Genomic DNA, 15,999 nt, shown 5'->3' on the forward strand with positions numbered 1-15,999 from the left:
GCACTAAATCGCTTCGCGATAGGGCGCTCGTTTCTGGCGTTGCACTGATCTGGGATTTGTTTCGCGATTTGCGATGTTGGGTGTGTGCTGTTGATCGAGGTGATTTTGCCTCGGTTGACAGAGGGTTTTCCCATGAACATTCAGCATTCCACATCGATCACACCGCTTCGCGCGCGCATGATTACGGATATGTCAGCGCGCAATTTAGGACCGGCATCTCAGGTTGGTCACTTGCGGGCCTGCAAGCGGTTCGCGGCCTGGCTGGGGCGCTCGCCGGAGACAGCTGAGCCGGATGATGTGCGCGGTTTTCAGCAGCATTTGATTGAGACCGGCACCAGCATCTGCACGCGTAATCGCACGATGACCGGGGTGAAGTTTCTGCTCCGGGTGACGCTGCGGCGGCATGATCTGGTCGCTGAGATTTTCAGCCTCAAAGAACCGGTGAAGATCCCACTGGTGCTGAGCCGGAACGAGGTCAAACGCATCCTGCTTATGGCACCAAGCCTGAAGGCGCGCGTGATGTTGTCGCTCGCATATGGCTGCGGCATGCGCGCGGGCGAGGTGGTCCGGTTGCGTGTCGGCGATATCGACGGCGAGCAAGAGATCATCCGCATCGTGCAGTCCAAAGGCCGCAAGGACCGCAACGTCATGCTGCCCACCGATATTCTGGGCCTTCTGCGTGACTGGTGGAAGGAACGCCCAACCAGTCAGGACAACGGCGTGGCGGGCCCGGACCGGGTGATCTTCCCTGGGTATAATGGCAAACATCTGTCGCCGCGCCAGATATCGCGCCTGTTCAAGCAAGCGGCCAAAGCGGCAGGCATCACGAAGCCGGTCACATTGCACACGCTAAGGCACAGTTTTGCGACCCACCTCCTTGAGCGCGGTGTGGACATCCGAGTTATTCAAGCCCTGCTCGGTCATACCAAGCTGACCACGACCGCGCGTTATGCCAGCGTTGCTACCGGGATGATCTCGGCCGTGGAGAGCCCACTGGATAACCTGAGCCAGGCGGCCACGCGTAAGAGAGGCAAGAAGGGCGCATCATAGCTCGGCTTGGCAGGTGCAATGCTGGAGGTCGCGGATATCTTCCGCGCCCATGGAGCTGCCTGGCGCTTGGCCAATGCAGGCCACATCAGCCTGAACCAGTTGAAGGTGATGTCGGCAATCGAGCGTTGCCGCACGGCGGCGCTCGGCGGTCACGTGACACGCTGCGAAGATTGCGCGCACGAGCACATTGCCTACAATTCATGCCGCAACAGGCACTGCCCAAAGTGTCAGGCGGGCGCAGCCAAGACCTGGCTGGCAGCGCGCGAGGCCGAGCTGCTGCCTGTGCGGTACTTCCATCTGGTGTTCACGCTGCCAAAGCCGATCGCCGATATCGCGCACCAGAACAAGCGGGAGATCTACAATCTGCTGATGCGCGCGAGCGCGGATACCGTGATCAAGATTGCCGCCGATCCAAAGCATCTGGGCGCGCGGGTTGGCATCACGTCGGTGCTCCATACCTGGGGATCAGCAATGACGCACCACCCCCATGTCCACATGATCGTACCCGGTGGTGGATTGTCGACCGATGGCACAAGATGGATCACCAGCCGAAAGAACTTCTTCCTCTCCGTGCGGGTGCTGTCCCGCCTTTACCGGCGGCTCATTCTGGAAGGGCTGGCCAAACTGCACCAAACCGGGCGGCTCAATTTCTTTGGTGACCACGCCTGCCTGGCCGATAGCGCCGCGTTCGAGGCCATGCTCGCACCACTGCGCAAGATCGACTGGGTCGTCTATGCCAAGGAACCCTTCGCCGGACCCAAAGCGGTGCTGGCATATCTGTCGCGCTACACGCACCGCATTGCGATATCCAACAGTCGCCTGATCCGGTTCGATGCAGGCAGTGTGACCTTCAAGGTCAAGAACTACCGCCTCAATGGCGCGGGCCGACACACCACCATGACCTTAGCGACGTCAGAGTTCATCCGCAGGTTCCTGATCCACGTCCTGCCTAAAGGCCAGCACCGCATCCGTCACTACGGCTTCTACGGAAATGGCAACCGTGCCGCCAATATCGCCAGGATCAGGCAACTGCTCGGAGCCAAAACACCAGACCAGAGACGCGATCATGAAGACAGCCAAGGTAATTCCGATGAGCCTGTCCGTGTCCTGGCACTGCCATGCCCATGCTGTGGTGGGCAGTTGATTGTCGTTGACACCTTCGCGCCCGCCCAGCACCCCAGAGCACCGCCAAAACCAAAAAGGGCCGCAGCATGAAACGCTCGCCCAACATAACCAAAGACACCAATAACCGCAGAAGTTGCAGTCTGCGAACCCATCGTTTTGCACTGATGAGATCATCGTCATGGCAAAGGCCCGGGATCGAGACAAAACACCTGGCATATCGACTGAATGCTCGCGTACGCGAAATCGAAATTGGCCTCATTGCACCCATTCGACCGAATTTTCAGATCTTCCACACGCCAAGTCCAACCTACAAATCCCCATAGCAACCGACCCACCAAGACCAACCACGCGATTTCCCGCCTGAGCGCTTCTCCGACGCCGGGCAACGCATCGCGCAAATCAAACGTCAGCACGCGGCGTCTGAGAAACCTGCATCTGAGCTGCCTTGCGGCACCGCAGCGGGCTGATCACCGTCCTAGACCAATGCCGTCGCTGTCGCAGGCGACCCCAGTCAGCCCAAACGCGACCTTCGTACCTAACGCAGCGCGTACCTCGCTGCAGGCCCTAAACTTCGAGGCTACCTTCCCGAAAGCAGACATCCACTAGGCGGTGGCGGCCCTTGCGCCTCCAGTGCTCCACTCCAGTGGTATCGGAACAAGGAAGCGGCCGTTGTGCAACAGGAAAAAGGTGGATCACCTCTGACGGATTGCCCCCTGCTTCGGCCAAAGACGTTCCCTGCGCTTAGTGCTTCCTTGATTAGCTTCCTGTATCTTCGCATGATCCAGTCATGATGATCGAGATAGACAAATGGTTGAACGATCTCGGACTGGGTCAATATGCTGATGCTTTCGCTGAAAATGATGTCGATGCACGTGTTTTGCCGTTATTGACCGATGACGACCTCAAGGAGCTTGGGGTCAGCCTTGGTCATCGCAGAATTATTCTAGCAGCCGCGCAGAAGCTGGCCGGAGAACAGCCATTCTCTCGTTCAACTCAGGAGACGGATCAGCCGTCAGATGAAGGCGATAAAAGGTTTGCCGCCCAGGTTCCGCAAAGTGAGGTTCCAGCGACAGCAAGAATTGTCCCAGCGGCAGTTGCTGAGCGGCGCCACTTGACAGTTTTGTTCGCCGATCTGGTTGGCTCGACAGAACTGACCAATCGACTTGACCCTGAAGAAATGCGTGGGCTTTTGCAAAATTACCAGGATGCAGTTGCAGGGGTCGTTAGCAGTTATGGTGGATACGTTGCGAAGTACCTTGGCGATGGCCTCCTAATATTTTTCGGCTGGCCGACAGCATATGAAGATCACGCAATCCGAGCTGTAAAGGCCGGCCTTGAATCTATCCGGCGTGTCAAGGAACTCAAAACCCCTGACGGTGAGCGATTATCGGCCAGGTTGGGCATTGCGAGCGGCGACGTTGTGGTTGGTGATACGATTGGCAAAAACACCTACGAAGAGGGAGCCATGACCGGCCCGATCGTCAATCTTGCGGCACGGATTCAAGAGCACGCGAAGCCTGACATGGTTGTCTTGACAGCCGAAGAAACCGAAGCCGCTTTGCATCGGATTTTTGAGTTTGCACCTCTCGGGAAAGTCACACTGAAAGGGTTCGAAGACCCTCGAACCTTGCTTCAGGCGGTATCCGAACGCAAAGCAGAAAGCCGGTTTCGAGCGTTTCATGGAGACGGCAGCGGCAGTGCCATGATTGGCCGGGATTTCGAAAAGGGTATCCTGCTGCACGCGTGGCAAAGAGCTCAGCAAGGCCATGGAGGGGTTGTTCTGCTGGCTGGTGAGGCAGGGATCGGAAAGTCACGGCTGACCGAAGAGTTTCTCGCGGAAACAACCAAATCAGACCAAGCCGACGTCATAAGACTGAATTGCTCTCCTTATCTTTCCAGCAGCCCATTCCATTCGGTTACGCATAGGATTTCTCAGGATGCTGGCGTTGGGCCCGGCTTTGATGACAATCAAATTCTGGAACACGTAAAGAAGATGCTCCAGGGTCGCAAAGGGCTGGACTGGGAACAGGTTCTGCCAGTTTTTGCCGCGCTGGTTGCGCCACGCAGCCCCCTCGCCCAGAAGGTGCTAGACCTGTCGCCACGGGAACAACGTGACATCACGATTCAAACGTTGACCCACACTGTACAAGTGCGATCGCGTGTGCGTCCAGTAATCCTGTGTGTCGAAGACGCGCACTGGATCGATCCTTCGACGCAAGCCCTTCTGGAGCGCTTCAAAACAATCTGCGCCGATCTGCCCTTGATGGTCTTGATCACCCACAGACCTGGCTGGGAGCTGGCGTACGATGAAAGTGACGCGCATGTTCAAACTCTGCAGCTACGCCGCTTTGACACCACTCATGTCTCGGAGTTGGTGCGCAGTATTACCGGGAAGCCACCCGACGACAGGTTGATCGCCACAATTGTTGAGAAGACTGATGGCATTCCACTGTTTGTGGAGGAACTGACGCGGGCTATCGTCGAGGCGGGCGAGCAAGGACAAATCCTTATACCGTCTTCACTGAAGGGGGCATTGATGGCGCGTCTCGATGCAGTTTCGGCAGATGCCAAACAGGTCGCTCTGACGGGCTCTGTCATCGGCCGTGAGTTCGAGCCAAATCTACTTTGTACAGCAATGAGAATTGAGGCTTCAGTCCTTCAGGCTCACTTGGAGGAGTTGTCTCAAACAGGTTTGATCTTCGAAAGCGGGCATAATCGCGGACACTTTGTCTTCCGTCACTCTCTAATTCGCGATACGGCCTACCAGTCAATGCTGAGCGCGACCCGCAGACAACAGCATGCGGCCGTGGCCCAGGCGATGATGCAATTGCGATCCGCAGAGATTGAACGCCGACCCGAACTGGTCGCCCGCCATCTATCTGAGGCTGAAGAGTGGCGCGCGGCTTTTGAGCAGTGGGAAACTGCGACTGAAATGGCGTTGGCTCGATCAGCGAGCCAAGAGGCAATGGCCAACGCCAGAGAGATGCTTAAAGCCGCAGAAAAACTTGCCCCCGAAGCGAGCCTTGAGCAGATTAAAAGCAAAATCTTGGTTGGCCGAAGCCACGACAGTTTGGGCCAGTTGCCCGAAGCGATCACGGTCCTGAAAGACGCCTTCGACGCAGCGAGGGTTGCTTGCAATGTCGAACTCGCTGCTGATGCAGCCCATCACTTTGCCGATTCCTGCATGATGTCGAGTGAGCGGCACGGCGAGGCCATCGAACTTTGTTATGAAGCAATGAACGATCTGCCAGTCAACGACCACGCTCGCCGGTGCCGATTGATGAGCCAACTTGCGCGCGCGCATATGTTTATCGGGCAGTTTTCTGAAGGGGCGAAATACGGCCAGGAGGCAATGGAACTGGCGGCCAAACTAGGGGACTATAAATCCCAGTTTGGCGTCATGATGATGCATTTCGGAGCTCCATTCGTTGCAAGAAAAGAAAGCGAGGCGCTAAACTGGCGTGAAAATTTGGACGCTATGCATCAGGTCGCAGAGAAGCTTGGCAGCATAGATCAGGGGCGAGACCGGACGCTAAGTTTGTTTGTCGGGGCCGAAATGGCTGACCGCGAATTGATGGATCACTCCCTCAATCTGCTGACCGAGATCTCGAATAAAGACAATCACTTGCAACTGTATTGGGTCCAGAAGCACGCGCGCGCTATGGTCGCGATTATGGATGGAGAATTCGAACTAGCTGAACAGCACGCCACCGAAGCGGTGAAAGTCGGCCGGAGGACCCATGGGCGGCATGTGGAGGGTGTCTATGGCGTTCAGATGTTCACGATTCGGCGCGAGCAAAACCGCCTGCATGAGGTCGCCCCCGTGATCAAGAAGTTGATGACCGACAGCCCCGAAGACGTGGCTTGGAAACCGGGGTTCGGCCTTATTGCTGCAGAGTTGGGATACAAGGAAGCGGCCGAGCGTATCCTGAATGAAATCGCGGAAAATGGTTTCGATCTTCCGCCGGATGCAATGTACACAACGACATTGTCCTACCTTGCCGAAATCTGCGTCGCGGTTGAAAATCTGGAGCACGCACAGACACTCTATGACTTGCTCGTGCCATACGAGGATCTGACGATTACCGCCGGAGCAACCACGGTTTGCGCAGGTGCGGCTGCACGGCGCCTTGGCAGCCTGGCAGCATTGCTGAGGGACTGGGACAAGGCCGAGAAGATGTTCCAAAAGTCCATTGATATCGATACGCGTATGAAATCTCCGCCGTGGCTTGCGTACAGCAAGGCCGCCTATGCATCCGCACTAAGACGTAAGGGCGGCAAAGGCAGTGCGGAGCTGGCGTTTCAACTGGAAGCGGAAGCGTTGGCAACAGCACAGGAGTTGAGTATGATTTCGCTTAGGTCAAAGCTCGTAGGAGCAGCCAGCTAAGGTTTAAAAAGTGCTTGGGGGTTCTTATGCCAAGGTACATCATCGAAAGAAATTTTGCCGAGCAGCTGAACGTAAGCGATGATGACAAAATCCACATCAAAGAGATAAACGACGAAATCGGCATCGAGTGGATTTTTTCATTTCTCAGTGCAGATAAGCGCAAGACATACTGCCTGTACGAAGCCCCCGACGAAGAAAGCCTGCGAAAGGCGGCGGAGCGCCTGAACATTCCCGCCGATGTCATAACCCCAGTGGACCGGATCGATCCGGGAATATTTGCCTGACGGCTACTTGGCCTTCAATGAAGAACGGTAGTGATCTTCATTGAAGGGGCGTAATTCGTCATCTGCCAAAGTTGCGCTATTCTTCTTGTCGATCAGAGTTTTTGAGCCGACCAGTGATCTGCCTGCCTGTTGCTCGTTTTCTCAGCCTATGACGGCGCTGGTCGCCTCTGAATTAGCCTGCGAGCCCAAGCCGCAGGTCATTTAGGGAGGGAACCATGACTGCCAAGACACCAAGCGAACTCGGCGACCTGATCCGCGGACAGATAATCATTGAGAACGACGCTGACTATGAAGAGGCGCGCCAAGTACACAACGGCATGATTGACAAGCGGCCTGCCGTTATCGTCCGGGCGGCGAATGCAGGTGACGTCATGGCGACTGTCAATTATGCCCGCGACAACGGTCACGGCCTATCGGTTCGCGGCGGCGGTCATAGCGGCCCCGGTTTTGGCACGAATGATGGCGGCGTGGTTCTGGACTTGTCGCGGATGCGCAGCGTCCGCGTCAACCCAAACGCCAAGACGGCCCGGGCCGAAGGTGGCACGACCTGGGGTGATTTCAATTCTGCCACACATGCTTTCGGCCTTGCTACTACTGGCGGCGTGGTTTCAACCACCGGGATCGCCGGGCTGACGCTTGGCGGTGGTATCGGCTATCTATCGCGCGGGCACGGCCTTTCGCTCGATAACCTGATTTCGGCGGATATCGTGACTGCAGACGGCAAAATGCTCATTGCGAATGAAAACGAAAATGCCGATATCTTCTGGGCGATCCGAGGCGGTGGCGGGAATTTCGGTGTTGTCACATCATTTGAATATAAGCTCCAGCCACTGGATACGGTTTACTGGGGGCCGATGTTCTATGAGATCGAAGAGACCGAAACGATCTTCAAATTCTACCGCGACTACATCAAGGATGCCCCGCGTGAGATGGGCGCTTTCCCGGCCTTCCAGATCGCGCCGCCCTTGCCCTTCATTCCCGAAGACCGGCACGGTGACATGTTCTGCGCAATCGTTGCATGTTGGTCTGGTGACCCAGCTCAGGGTGAGCAACGGTTCAAGGTTTTCCACGATGTCGCCGAGGTAAAGGCCGAAATGGTTGGACCGGTTCCATATCCCGCCATCAACGCGGCCTTCGACGGGCTGTTCCCAACGGGCATCCGGCAATATTGGAAGGGGAATTTCGTGAAGGAGCTGACCGACGACGCGATTGCCGCCCACGTTCAGCACGGCCCCTCTGCGCCGACAGTCAGCTCGACCATGCATCTCTATCCGATCAACGGGGCCTGCCAGGAGGTCGACGCAGGCGCGACGGCTTTCGGGCACCGGGATGCGAATTTCTCGATGGTAATTCTTGCAGCGTCGGAGGATCCAGCAAACGACGCCGCACATAAGAAGTGGGTGCGCGATTACTCCGGCGCGGTGGCGCCATACTCCGAACCGGGCGGGTACATTAACTTCATGGACGATGATGACAGCAGCCGTGTGCGGGAAAACTTCGGCGGCAATTACGACCGCTTGCTGGAGGTCAAGAGCCGCTACGACCCGGACAACCTGTTTAGGAACAATCAAAATATTGCGCCATAACAGTACGGTCACCATCGCGAATGCGTTCTGTAAAAGCCGTCAGAAATGGGCGGCTCCTACGACCTGACAGATACAGTTGCTAGGCCTGGCCGAACGCCGCATCGCAGCTTTCGAATTGCCGACGTTCGTGCATCGTGCAGCATTTCCGAAGGCCGAAGAACCGCACAGCCGGACGGAGCCGCCCTATGCCGTTATCCTGCTTCATGCCGGAGGCGGCGCCCGCTCAGGTCTTCTGCCGCCAATGAGGAAAATCACTGGCCCGAGCCGGTCTGCCAGCCGCCAAAGGATCCAAATCGCTGAATACACAAAGGCGACAAGGAGTGCGAATTCAAACCACCATGGCGCCGGAAACTGGGCAGCCACCGCCAGCCCGACCAGGGTCAGCGGAAAGTGCAGCACGTAGAGAGGAAATACCGCGCGGTTCAACTCGCGCAGCAGCGGGTTTGGCCTGCTGAGATACCGCGCAGCCAATCCCAGGGCGGCAACACACCAGCACCAGGCGGTTGTCGCCTCAATCGCCGAAAAGGCGGTCGTGTTCGGTGGAGACAAGCCCGCCGGGAGCCAGCCGCCGGCCGCAAGCGCCTGGCCCGCGGCGGTATCCTCCAGCAGTGCAATCGTAAGGAGCGCTGCCTTGCATACGAAACCACGCCGGTAAGAAGCCACCATGCCCGACGGCGTGCCCAGTCCAAAAAGCGGACATGATCGGTGCCGATAAGATATCCCCCTGAGAAGAACAGGAAGTAGAGGGCAAACTGGTAGTTGTCTCCGGCAAGGGCGGCTGCGTGGGGCTTCAGGACAACAACGGCCAGCGCCGACAGAAGTACCAGGACCCCCAGCAGTGAAACCGGTTGCGGCACCCATGGCCCGAGGCGCCCCCGAAAGAGGAAGACGGGCCAGCATAGCATCGTGTAGAGCGTGAGATTGACCAAGAACCAGAGGTGTTGAACCTGTTGGGGCTCCGGCCTTGTTGCCCAGTTCCACCAGAAGGCGGGAAAGGCCGCGGCCTCTTCCGTCATGAGTGCGATCGCATAGCCGCCGAAGACATTGATGAAGAGGGTGCCGAATATCAGCGGCACCGCAAGCCGCAAGAACCGCCGTCCAATGAAACCTGGCCCTGCGCCCCTTGAGGTGAGAAACCAGGTACCGATACCGGCAATCATGAAAAGCGATGGAAGCCGCCAGCTGTGGCTCCAGTAGATGAACAGTGTCATGCCGTCTCCAGCCAGCCGGTCGTTCACGAATTGGTAGATGCCCGCACCCCAGTCAACAAAGCCAACGGCGGCATGGTGCGAAACCAGCAAGGCAAAGAGGATAATCCGCAGCCAGTCGAGTTCATGCCTTCTGGTCATATGAAACCTCCCGCCGGCTCCTCGGGCGGCCAGTACTCAAGACGGGTACGATAAGGCAGCGCCGCCCGGCCAATCCACCACCGTGATTAAGGTCAGCCCTTGAGCTGGCGCGGTCAATGGGTTCATGGATCCGTCCAGCTAGAGGCAGCACTTGCCGGGGTTGGCGCATCCGCCTCAGAAGCCATGCGGGGAAGCAGCACGTAGATTGCCGCCCTGGTGCTTCACACCAGCTTGTTCCAGAACAGCTGTCAGCCCCAAGCGGCCGTGGCCCCGAGTTGCAGCCCCAAGGATGCTGCAAGTGCGAAACTTTCTGCCCATCACGTTAAAAACGGACATTCAACAGCCCTGGCTTACAACCTTAAATGCTGCGGTCGGCACCGGGTGCAGAGAGGAACAGAAAGTATGCGTAAAAGGGTTCCACAGCAGGAGGCAATGTGATGTCCATTTCGGACCGGTGGCTTCCTGTTTGTTCAACTCGACTTTCCTACAGGCCGATCTGGATCATTCTCCAGCGGCGATCGAGGAGACGTTTTTCGTTCCCATTTCGCGGCTTAACAAAGTAGAGCGTCTCGCGAACACTTTGGGACAGCCCTGGTGGCCAAAGGTTAAAATCCGGCTCGTCCAGTTCTGACCGCGATGAGGGCAGGCTTGCAAATGCGTTGGAGTAGGCCGCAGAAGACGCGATCATCTCGGGTTGCAGAATAAAGTCCAGAAGCTGCATTGATGCAGCCATATTCCTAGCATCGTTTGGAACCACAAACAGATCAGCCCACAGGTTTGTTCCCTCCTTGGGCACAATGTAACGGTACTGGGTGCTTTCTTTCTCCAGAAGAGCTGCCTGTCCGTCGGTGCTCCAAGCGGCTGCCAAGCAGATATTACCGCCAAGCACATCGTCATACTGAGCGGTGTCAAATGACCGGACATATGGCGCGATGGCTGCAAGAACATCGAACGCCGCATCCAGATCCTCAGGAGACCGTGAATGCGGATCCAGGTCTAGATATGAAAGCGCGGCTGGCACCATCTCCTCGACTGAGTCGACTACGGTGATTCCGCAATCGGCCAGGTTTTGGGCGTTCGCGGGATCAAACAGAAGCGCCCAGCTGTCCAGCGGTGCGTCAGGCAGGCGCTCGGTCACGGCGTCTAGGTCGTAAACAAGGCCGGTTGTCCCCCAGAGATACGGCAAGGCATATCCCTCGGCCTGCGGTATCGCCGTGAAGAGAATGTCCAGGAGCTGCCGGTCTATTCCTGACGAGTCCAGGTCGAATCTCTGAAGAGCCCCTGCCGAAATCAGGCGGTCCACAATTTCTGATGTCACAACTGCCAGATCATAACCCGTACCCTGTGCTGTCAGACGTGCTTCTGCCTCGTCAGGGTCTTCATAGAAATCCAAGATGAGTTTTCTGCCGGTAGCGGCCTGGAACTTTTCAATAACCGCGGGATCAATATAGCCGCTCCAATTGTAAAGAAAGACCTCACCCTCCGAATCCGCAGCTGCAGGCAGGGCGATCGCAGCGGCCGTAAAAAGGGCAGCGGCCATTTTGAGTGTCATGCGCATCGTACCGTCGCTTCCTTGGGTTTGTGATGCTCATTCGGCCACAAGCGGGCCAGTGCATCTGCCAATTTTGCTTTATTTATCGGCTTCGAGAGGTAGTCGCACATTCCGGCGGATATTCCAGCATCGTGGTCCTCCCGCATCGCATTGGCAGAGAGCCCGATGATTGGAACCGCAGGCAGGTCGCCTTCCAGTTCTTTCGCCCTGATGGCTCGGGTGGCGTCCAACCCGTCCATTTCCGGCATCCGCACATCCATCAGGACCAGGTCGGGAGACCAGCTCTTCTCCAGCTCTACTGCCTCGGCGCCATTGGCTGCGACCTTGGTAGCGCATCCCATACCCCTTAGAAATTTGACCACGACGATCTGGTTTACGCGGTTGTCGTCAGCAACAAGAACCTTCTTACTGAATGTGAAGCTTGGCATGTGGGCGCTGTCGGGCTCCGCTACAGCCGCCGGGGCATTTTCAACAGGGAACTCCAGAATGAATTCTGAACCCGACCCAGCCGTTCTTTCCAGGTAAATCCTGCCATTTATTGCCTCTGTAAGCTTCCGGGTAATAGCAAGCCCGAGTCCAGTTCCGCCAACACGTGCAGTCTTGGATGCATCTGCTTGGGTGAACTGCTCGAAAATTCGTTCTTTTGCCTCCTGAGGGATCCCGTTCCCCGTGTCCCGAACCGCGATACGAAGCATGCGCATGCCAGTTGTTTCCGCAGCCTCTTCCTTTAGATCGATCACGACAGATCCGCGTTCGGTAAATTTCACGGCATTGCTGACCAGGTTCACAACAATCTGACGGACGGCCGTGCTGTAGCCCGATACACGCCATCTGCCATTACCGGGATCCGCGGCAAGGCGCAGGCTGATGTTCTTGCTCCGCGCCTGCGGCAAGAACAGTTCAATAACCTCCTGGCAGAGCGAATGGGCATCAAACACCTCGGCTTCAAGTTCCAGCTTACCGGCTTCGGCCTTGGACAGGTCCAGCACATCATTGATGATGCGTAAGAGGGAATTTCCGCTCGCTGTCATGATGCGGATCATGTGCCTCTGCTGGTCATCCAACTCGGTGTCCATCAGCAGTTCGGCAAGTCCCAGGACACCGTTTAACGGGGTGCGGATTTCGTGGCTCATTGTTGCAAGGAATACGGACTTAGCCTCGGAGGCGGCCTCAGCCCTGCGGCGGCTCTCTTCGATTTTAGATTGCGCTTTGATAATGAACCGTTCCATTGGAAAGTACACATACTTGACCGCCACCAGAACGCCACAAACACAGGTTAAAGCAGCAATTATTGCGTAGACCACCTGCCTCTTCGAGGCGACTTGAGAAGCCCTGACTTCAGCCTCCTTCACCTGCATAAGAACCGGAATCAGGCGTCTTGTAAGGTCCGAAGCAAGTGCTGCGGTTTTCACAGCCTCTGGTCCAGAATTTTGGCGCTGCGGATCCGCCAGGACCTTGCTCATAAACAGTATGTCGTCGAATTCGGTCAGCGGGTTCAAGGAGGGCTGTGCCAGGATTTTCTGTCCCCGGGCAGAGAATGCAGACCGTGAATTGGCAAGTTTAAGTTCAGTCAGAGCCCCGGCTGCAGACCTGGCGCTTAGCCGGATGCGGCTGCGTTCAACTATTGCTTTTTGGCTGGTGGGGTTCCTTTGAATCCTCTCAAATGCCAAAGACATCTCGGCAAGTGAAACAAAAGCCTCATCAAGCGCGGATATGTTCTTGGCATGCAGCTGAACGCCGCGGTGGCCAGAAAGCGCAACCCATATAGCGATAAGCGCCGAGAGAAGCAGAACCGCCAGAGCAAATACACTGCGTCTGCGAAGGTATTTTCTGGAAATACGCAGTGTTAGCACATCACCTTCCCTTACATCCTGCGAGGTTTTGCGAAATTTTTCCGCAAAAAGGAAACGAAACTATAATAGCCGCACCCCAGGGTTGATTGAATATCTAAACCGGCGGCATTTACCTCGATTTTTAACTTGACCGGCAACTCGCTTGAGTTATGATCCTGTCGGATCAGATTCAAAATCTTCGCATTCCGGGCGGAAAGCTCATCTGAAGCTCCAAGAACTTTAACGCCAGACGAGCAGGATTGGCGCTCGCCGCTCTGGTTATGAAACATTTTGGAACCTCGTTGGCTCTGAAGTAAGAAGTAAATCAGGCGGCAAGGGAGCCTTTCCTGGCGCCTGATGTTCAACTCACGTCAGAACGCAATTTTCCAATCATTCAAACACGTCTTCAAACGCCGGTGGCAACCACGAATCCTGCTAAAAACTTTAAGAGCAGATAAGTGATTGTGGCGGAAGCATTCTGCAGCGGATTACGGTTTGGGCTGCCTAACTCAGAGGCTCTTTAAGATTGAGAGGGCACTTATATCTGTTTCAAGATAGATATCTCTAAAGCCACTAGATTGCCTTCTGCCATCCTTTGATCCGCCGTCAAGCACATTTCCTGTAGCCAGGAGGGGAATTGATCATGAAACCCTCTCCACGTATGGTAACAATATAGTCATTACAATTCGTTGCTTCTCGGATCTTTCTTCTGAGCCGGTAGATGTAGGTATCCAGTATTTTGTCGCCCGGATAATCAGGGCCGGTGTATAAGTTTTCCAGAATTGTATTCTTCATTACAACCCGGCCTTTTTGCAGCAGAAGCAGCTCCAGAATATTATACTCGGTATTTGTCAGTTCAATCCTTCTTCCTTTTGCTTCGATGGACCTTTTCTCAAGTTTGAGCGTGATATCGCCCGTCCTGATGTCGGAAACGGGAAACCCTTTGGATCGCCGGACAACCGCAAAAATACGCGCCAACAGCTCTTTATACTTGACCGGCTTGACCATGAAGTCGTCGGCCCCGTACCTGAGGCTGGCAACGCGGCTGTTCAAATCATGATACCCTGAAATTACCAGAACCGGTGTATTGATCGACGCCGCTCTGAGATCCCGGATCACTTCATGGCCATGCAGGTCCGGCAGGCCCAAGTCGAGCAAGATCAAGTCAAAATCGAAATGCCGGGCTAGGCTGATTGCATCTTCACCAAAGCTGGTTGAAGACACATTCAATTTTTCCCGCGTCAGAAAACGTGTGACTGTTTCAGCGGTGATTGCATCATCTTCGGCCAGGAGAATTTTCATGCCTCGCAACATCCCAGCATAGCTTACTCGGAACTGAAACCGGAAATGCGTGCAAGCGACGGCCGCAGGCCGGTTGCCTCCAGGGCAATAACATTCCTGGAGAAGTACCCTTTAGCCTCTTCGTGGCTTGCGAAGACCAGAGCGCTATTGCCGAAGTAGGTAATCCCCTTCTCGCTGCGTGACAGGAAGCCGCCACTTTCAAACCTGATGAACCAGCCATCTTGCATTTTCACCACCGTGAATAATTTTGCTCCCTTGATCGTGGTTACCTAACGTAAAGCATCGTGAGTACAAGATGAAGCTTAAGAACTTTATTTAAAAATGTATGCAGTGGGGTACCGTTGTTGTGTGGACGCCACATCAGGTGCGAGCAGAGGTTCGGAAAAACGTCCCGCTGTGACGTTTGTTTGACCTTCGGTAATGCCGCGCGATCTACCAACGGCTGAAATGCGAAGGCTGCGCTGCGGCGAACGTCAGCTCCTGCGGGCGGTACCGCAGCATAAAACTGCGGCGGATCGTGTCAGATCGCTGACTTTGCAGCGGCAGCTTTCTGCGCTCTGCTGCCGCCGGTGTGACCCGCAGCATCATATGAGGCAGCTTGGCCTGCCGAGGGTCCGCTTCCGGGAATTTGCCCAAGGGCTGTCGCGCCGACAGCCCTTGTCTACGGCCGCTTTGGGTTGGTCCTGCATGCTGCAAGTGGGAAGCAGCAAGCCCAAGGCTTTCTTTTCTCAACACGCCTGTGCGACGCCGTTTCAGACTGCTAACCGATTAACAATTCGTCGACTTTCCTGGCCACTTTGTCTGCAGCCTTGGCCAGGTAACTTGCATCGAGATGCGCGTATCGTTCGGTGCTGTCCGTTGATCGGTGGCCGAGCAGCTTGCCAGTCATGTGCAGGGTTTCACCTGACATAATGGCGTGGGAGGCGTAGGTGTGGCGGAGATCGTGCAACCGGATTCTGTCGGGCAAACCTGCCAGGTGTTTAAAGGTATGGAGTTCGTCCCGATATCCGGACAGTTTGATTATTGACCCTATGCTGCGCTTTTCCAAGTCATGGTTTCGTAGGCTTGCGCGGGGGTTAGGTAGCCGATTGCGGAATGACGCCGCTGGCGATTGTAGAAGACCTCAATGTATTCGAAGATCGCCGCCTTTGCCTGGACGCGCGTTTTGAAGCGCTCCCTATGAACCAGTTCCTTTTTCAGTGATGCGAAGAAACTTTCCATTGGAGCGTTATCCAGGCATTCGCCCGTACGGCTCATGGATTGCGTGATGCGTGCCGCCCCGAGCAATTTGCGGTATTCTTCTCCTGCGTATTGCACGCCGCGATCCGAATGATGAATGAGCCCTGGAACCGGTCCACGGCGCCCCAGGGCCATGTTCAAGGCATCACAGCACAGTTCGGATCGTAGATGATCGTCCATTGCCCAGCCGACGATTTCACGTGTTGCCATGTCTTTGATAGCGGCGGCGTAGAGCCATCCTTCGTCCGTATCGACGTAAGTAATGTCAGCAAGCCAAACCCGGTTTGGAACGG

The 15,999-nt window shown here is 55.8% G+C and carries 13 protein-coding genes; 5 read left to right on the forward strand and 8 right to left on the reverse strand.

All coding sequences use genetic code 11. From position 1 onward, the window contains the following. The first annotated feature begins 132 nt into the window (after nt 1-132). The 5 genes from AC0KW6_RS21960 to AC0KW6_RS21980 all read left to right on the forward strand — a co-directional run bounded on the left by AC0KW6_RS21960 (nt 133) and on the right by AC0KW6_RS21980 (nt 8,432). On the forward strand, nt 133-1,050 hold the full coding sequence (locus AC0KW6_RS21960) for a tyrosine-type recombinase/integrase (protein WP_474036127.1): 918 nt from the start codon (nt 133-135) through the stop codon (nt 1,048-1,050). 6 nt (nt 1,051-1,056) lie between these two features. Further along, on the forward strand, nt 1,057-2,265 hold the full coding sequence (locus AC0KW6_RS21965; RefSeq protein ID WP_474036117.1) for an IS91 family transposase: 1,209 nt from the start codon (nt 1,057-1,059) through the stop codon (nt 2,263-2,265). 697 nt (nt 2,266-2,962) lie between these two features. Then, a complete protein-coding gene (locus AC0KW6_RS21970; protein WP_474036118.1) occupies nt 2,963-6,562 on the forward strand; it encodes an adenylate/guanylate cyclase domain-containing protein in 3,600 nt (1,199 codons plus the stop codon). A 26-nt stretch (nt 6,563-6,588) separates the two neighbouring features. Beyond that, nucleotides 6,589-6,846 (forward strand): DUF4242 domain-containing protein, encoded by a 258-nt coding sequence (locus AC0KW6_RS21975; RefSeq protein WP_027255837.1) that lies wholly within the window; start codon nt 6,589-6,591, stop codon nt 6,844-6,846. A gap of 215 nt (nt 6,847-7,061) precedes the next feature. Beyond that, nucleotides 7,062-8,432, forward strand: a complete 1,371-nt coding sequence (locus AC0KW6_RS21980; RefSeq protein WP_474036119.1) for an FAD-binding oxidoreductase — start codon at nt 7,062-7,064, stop codon at nt 8,430-8,432. 422 nt (nt 8,433-8,854) lie between these two features. Here AC0KW6_RS21980 and AC0KW6_RS21985 read toward each other — a convergent pair whose 3' ends face one another. The 8 genes from AC0KW6_RS21985 to AC0KW6_RS22020 all read right to left on the reverse strand — a co-directional run. Further along, on the reverse strand, nt 8,855-9,781 hold the full coding sequence (locus AC0KW6_RS21985; protein WP_474036120.1) for an acyltransferase family protein: 927 nt from the start codon (nt 9,779-9,781) through the stop codon (nt 8,855-8,857). Between the two features lie 484 nt (nt 9,782-10,265). Continuing rightward, a complete protein-coding gene (locus AC0KW6_RS21990; RefSeq protein ID WP_474036121.1) occupies nt 10,266-11,339 on the reverse strand; it encodes an extracellular solute-binding protein in 1,074 nt (357 codons plus the stop codon). Next, on the reverse strand, nt 11,330-13,186 hold the full coding sequence (locus AC0KW6_RS21995) for an ATP-binding protein (RefSeq protein ID WP_474036122.1): 1,857 nt from the start codon (nt 13,184-13,186) through the stop codon (nt 11,330-11,332). The genes AC0KW6_RS21990 and AC0KW6_RS21995 overlap by 10 nt, the downstream gene beginning before the upstream one ends. An 11-nt stretch (nt 13,187-13,197) precedes the next feature. Next, on the reverse strand, nt 13,198-13,455 hold the full coding sequence (locus AC0KW6_RS22000; RefSeq protein ID WP_474036123.1) for a hypothetical protein: 258 nt from the start codon (nt 13,453-13,455) through the stop codon (nt 13,198-13,200). Nucleotides 13,456-13,771: 316 nt separating this feature from the next. Beyond that, nucleotides 13,772-14,467, reverse strand: a complete 696-nt coding sequence (locus tag AC0KW6_RS22005; RefSeq protein WP_474036124.1) for a response regulator transcription factor — start codon at nt 14,465-14,467, stop codon at nt 13,772-13,774. 23 nt (nt 14,468-14,490) lie between these two features. After that, a complete protein-coding gene (locus AC0KW6_RS22010; protein ID WP_474036125.1) occupies nt 14,491-14,694 on the reverse strand; it encodes a hypothetical protein in 204 nt (67 codons plus the stop codon). Between the two features lie 533 nt (nt 14,695-15,227). Next, nucleotides 15,228-15,515, reverse strand: a complete 288-nt coding sequence (locus tag AC0KW6_RS22015) for a tyrosine-type recombinase/integrase (protein WP_474036126.1) — start codon at nt 15,513-15,515, stop codon at nt 15,228-15,230. After that, nucleotides 15,497-15,999 (reverse strand): IS3 family transposase (locus AC0KW6_RS22020; RefSeq protein ID WP_474035266.1); only part of this gene is annotated, 503 nt, incomplete at its 5' end. The genes AC0KW6_RS22020 and AC0KW6_RS22015, both read right to left, overlap by 19 nt.

The sequence above is a fragment of the Leisingera sp. SA215 genome (genome assembly GCF_055902035.1).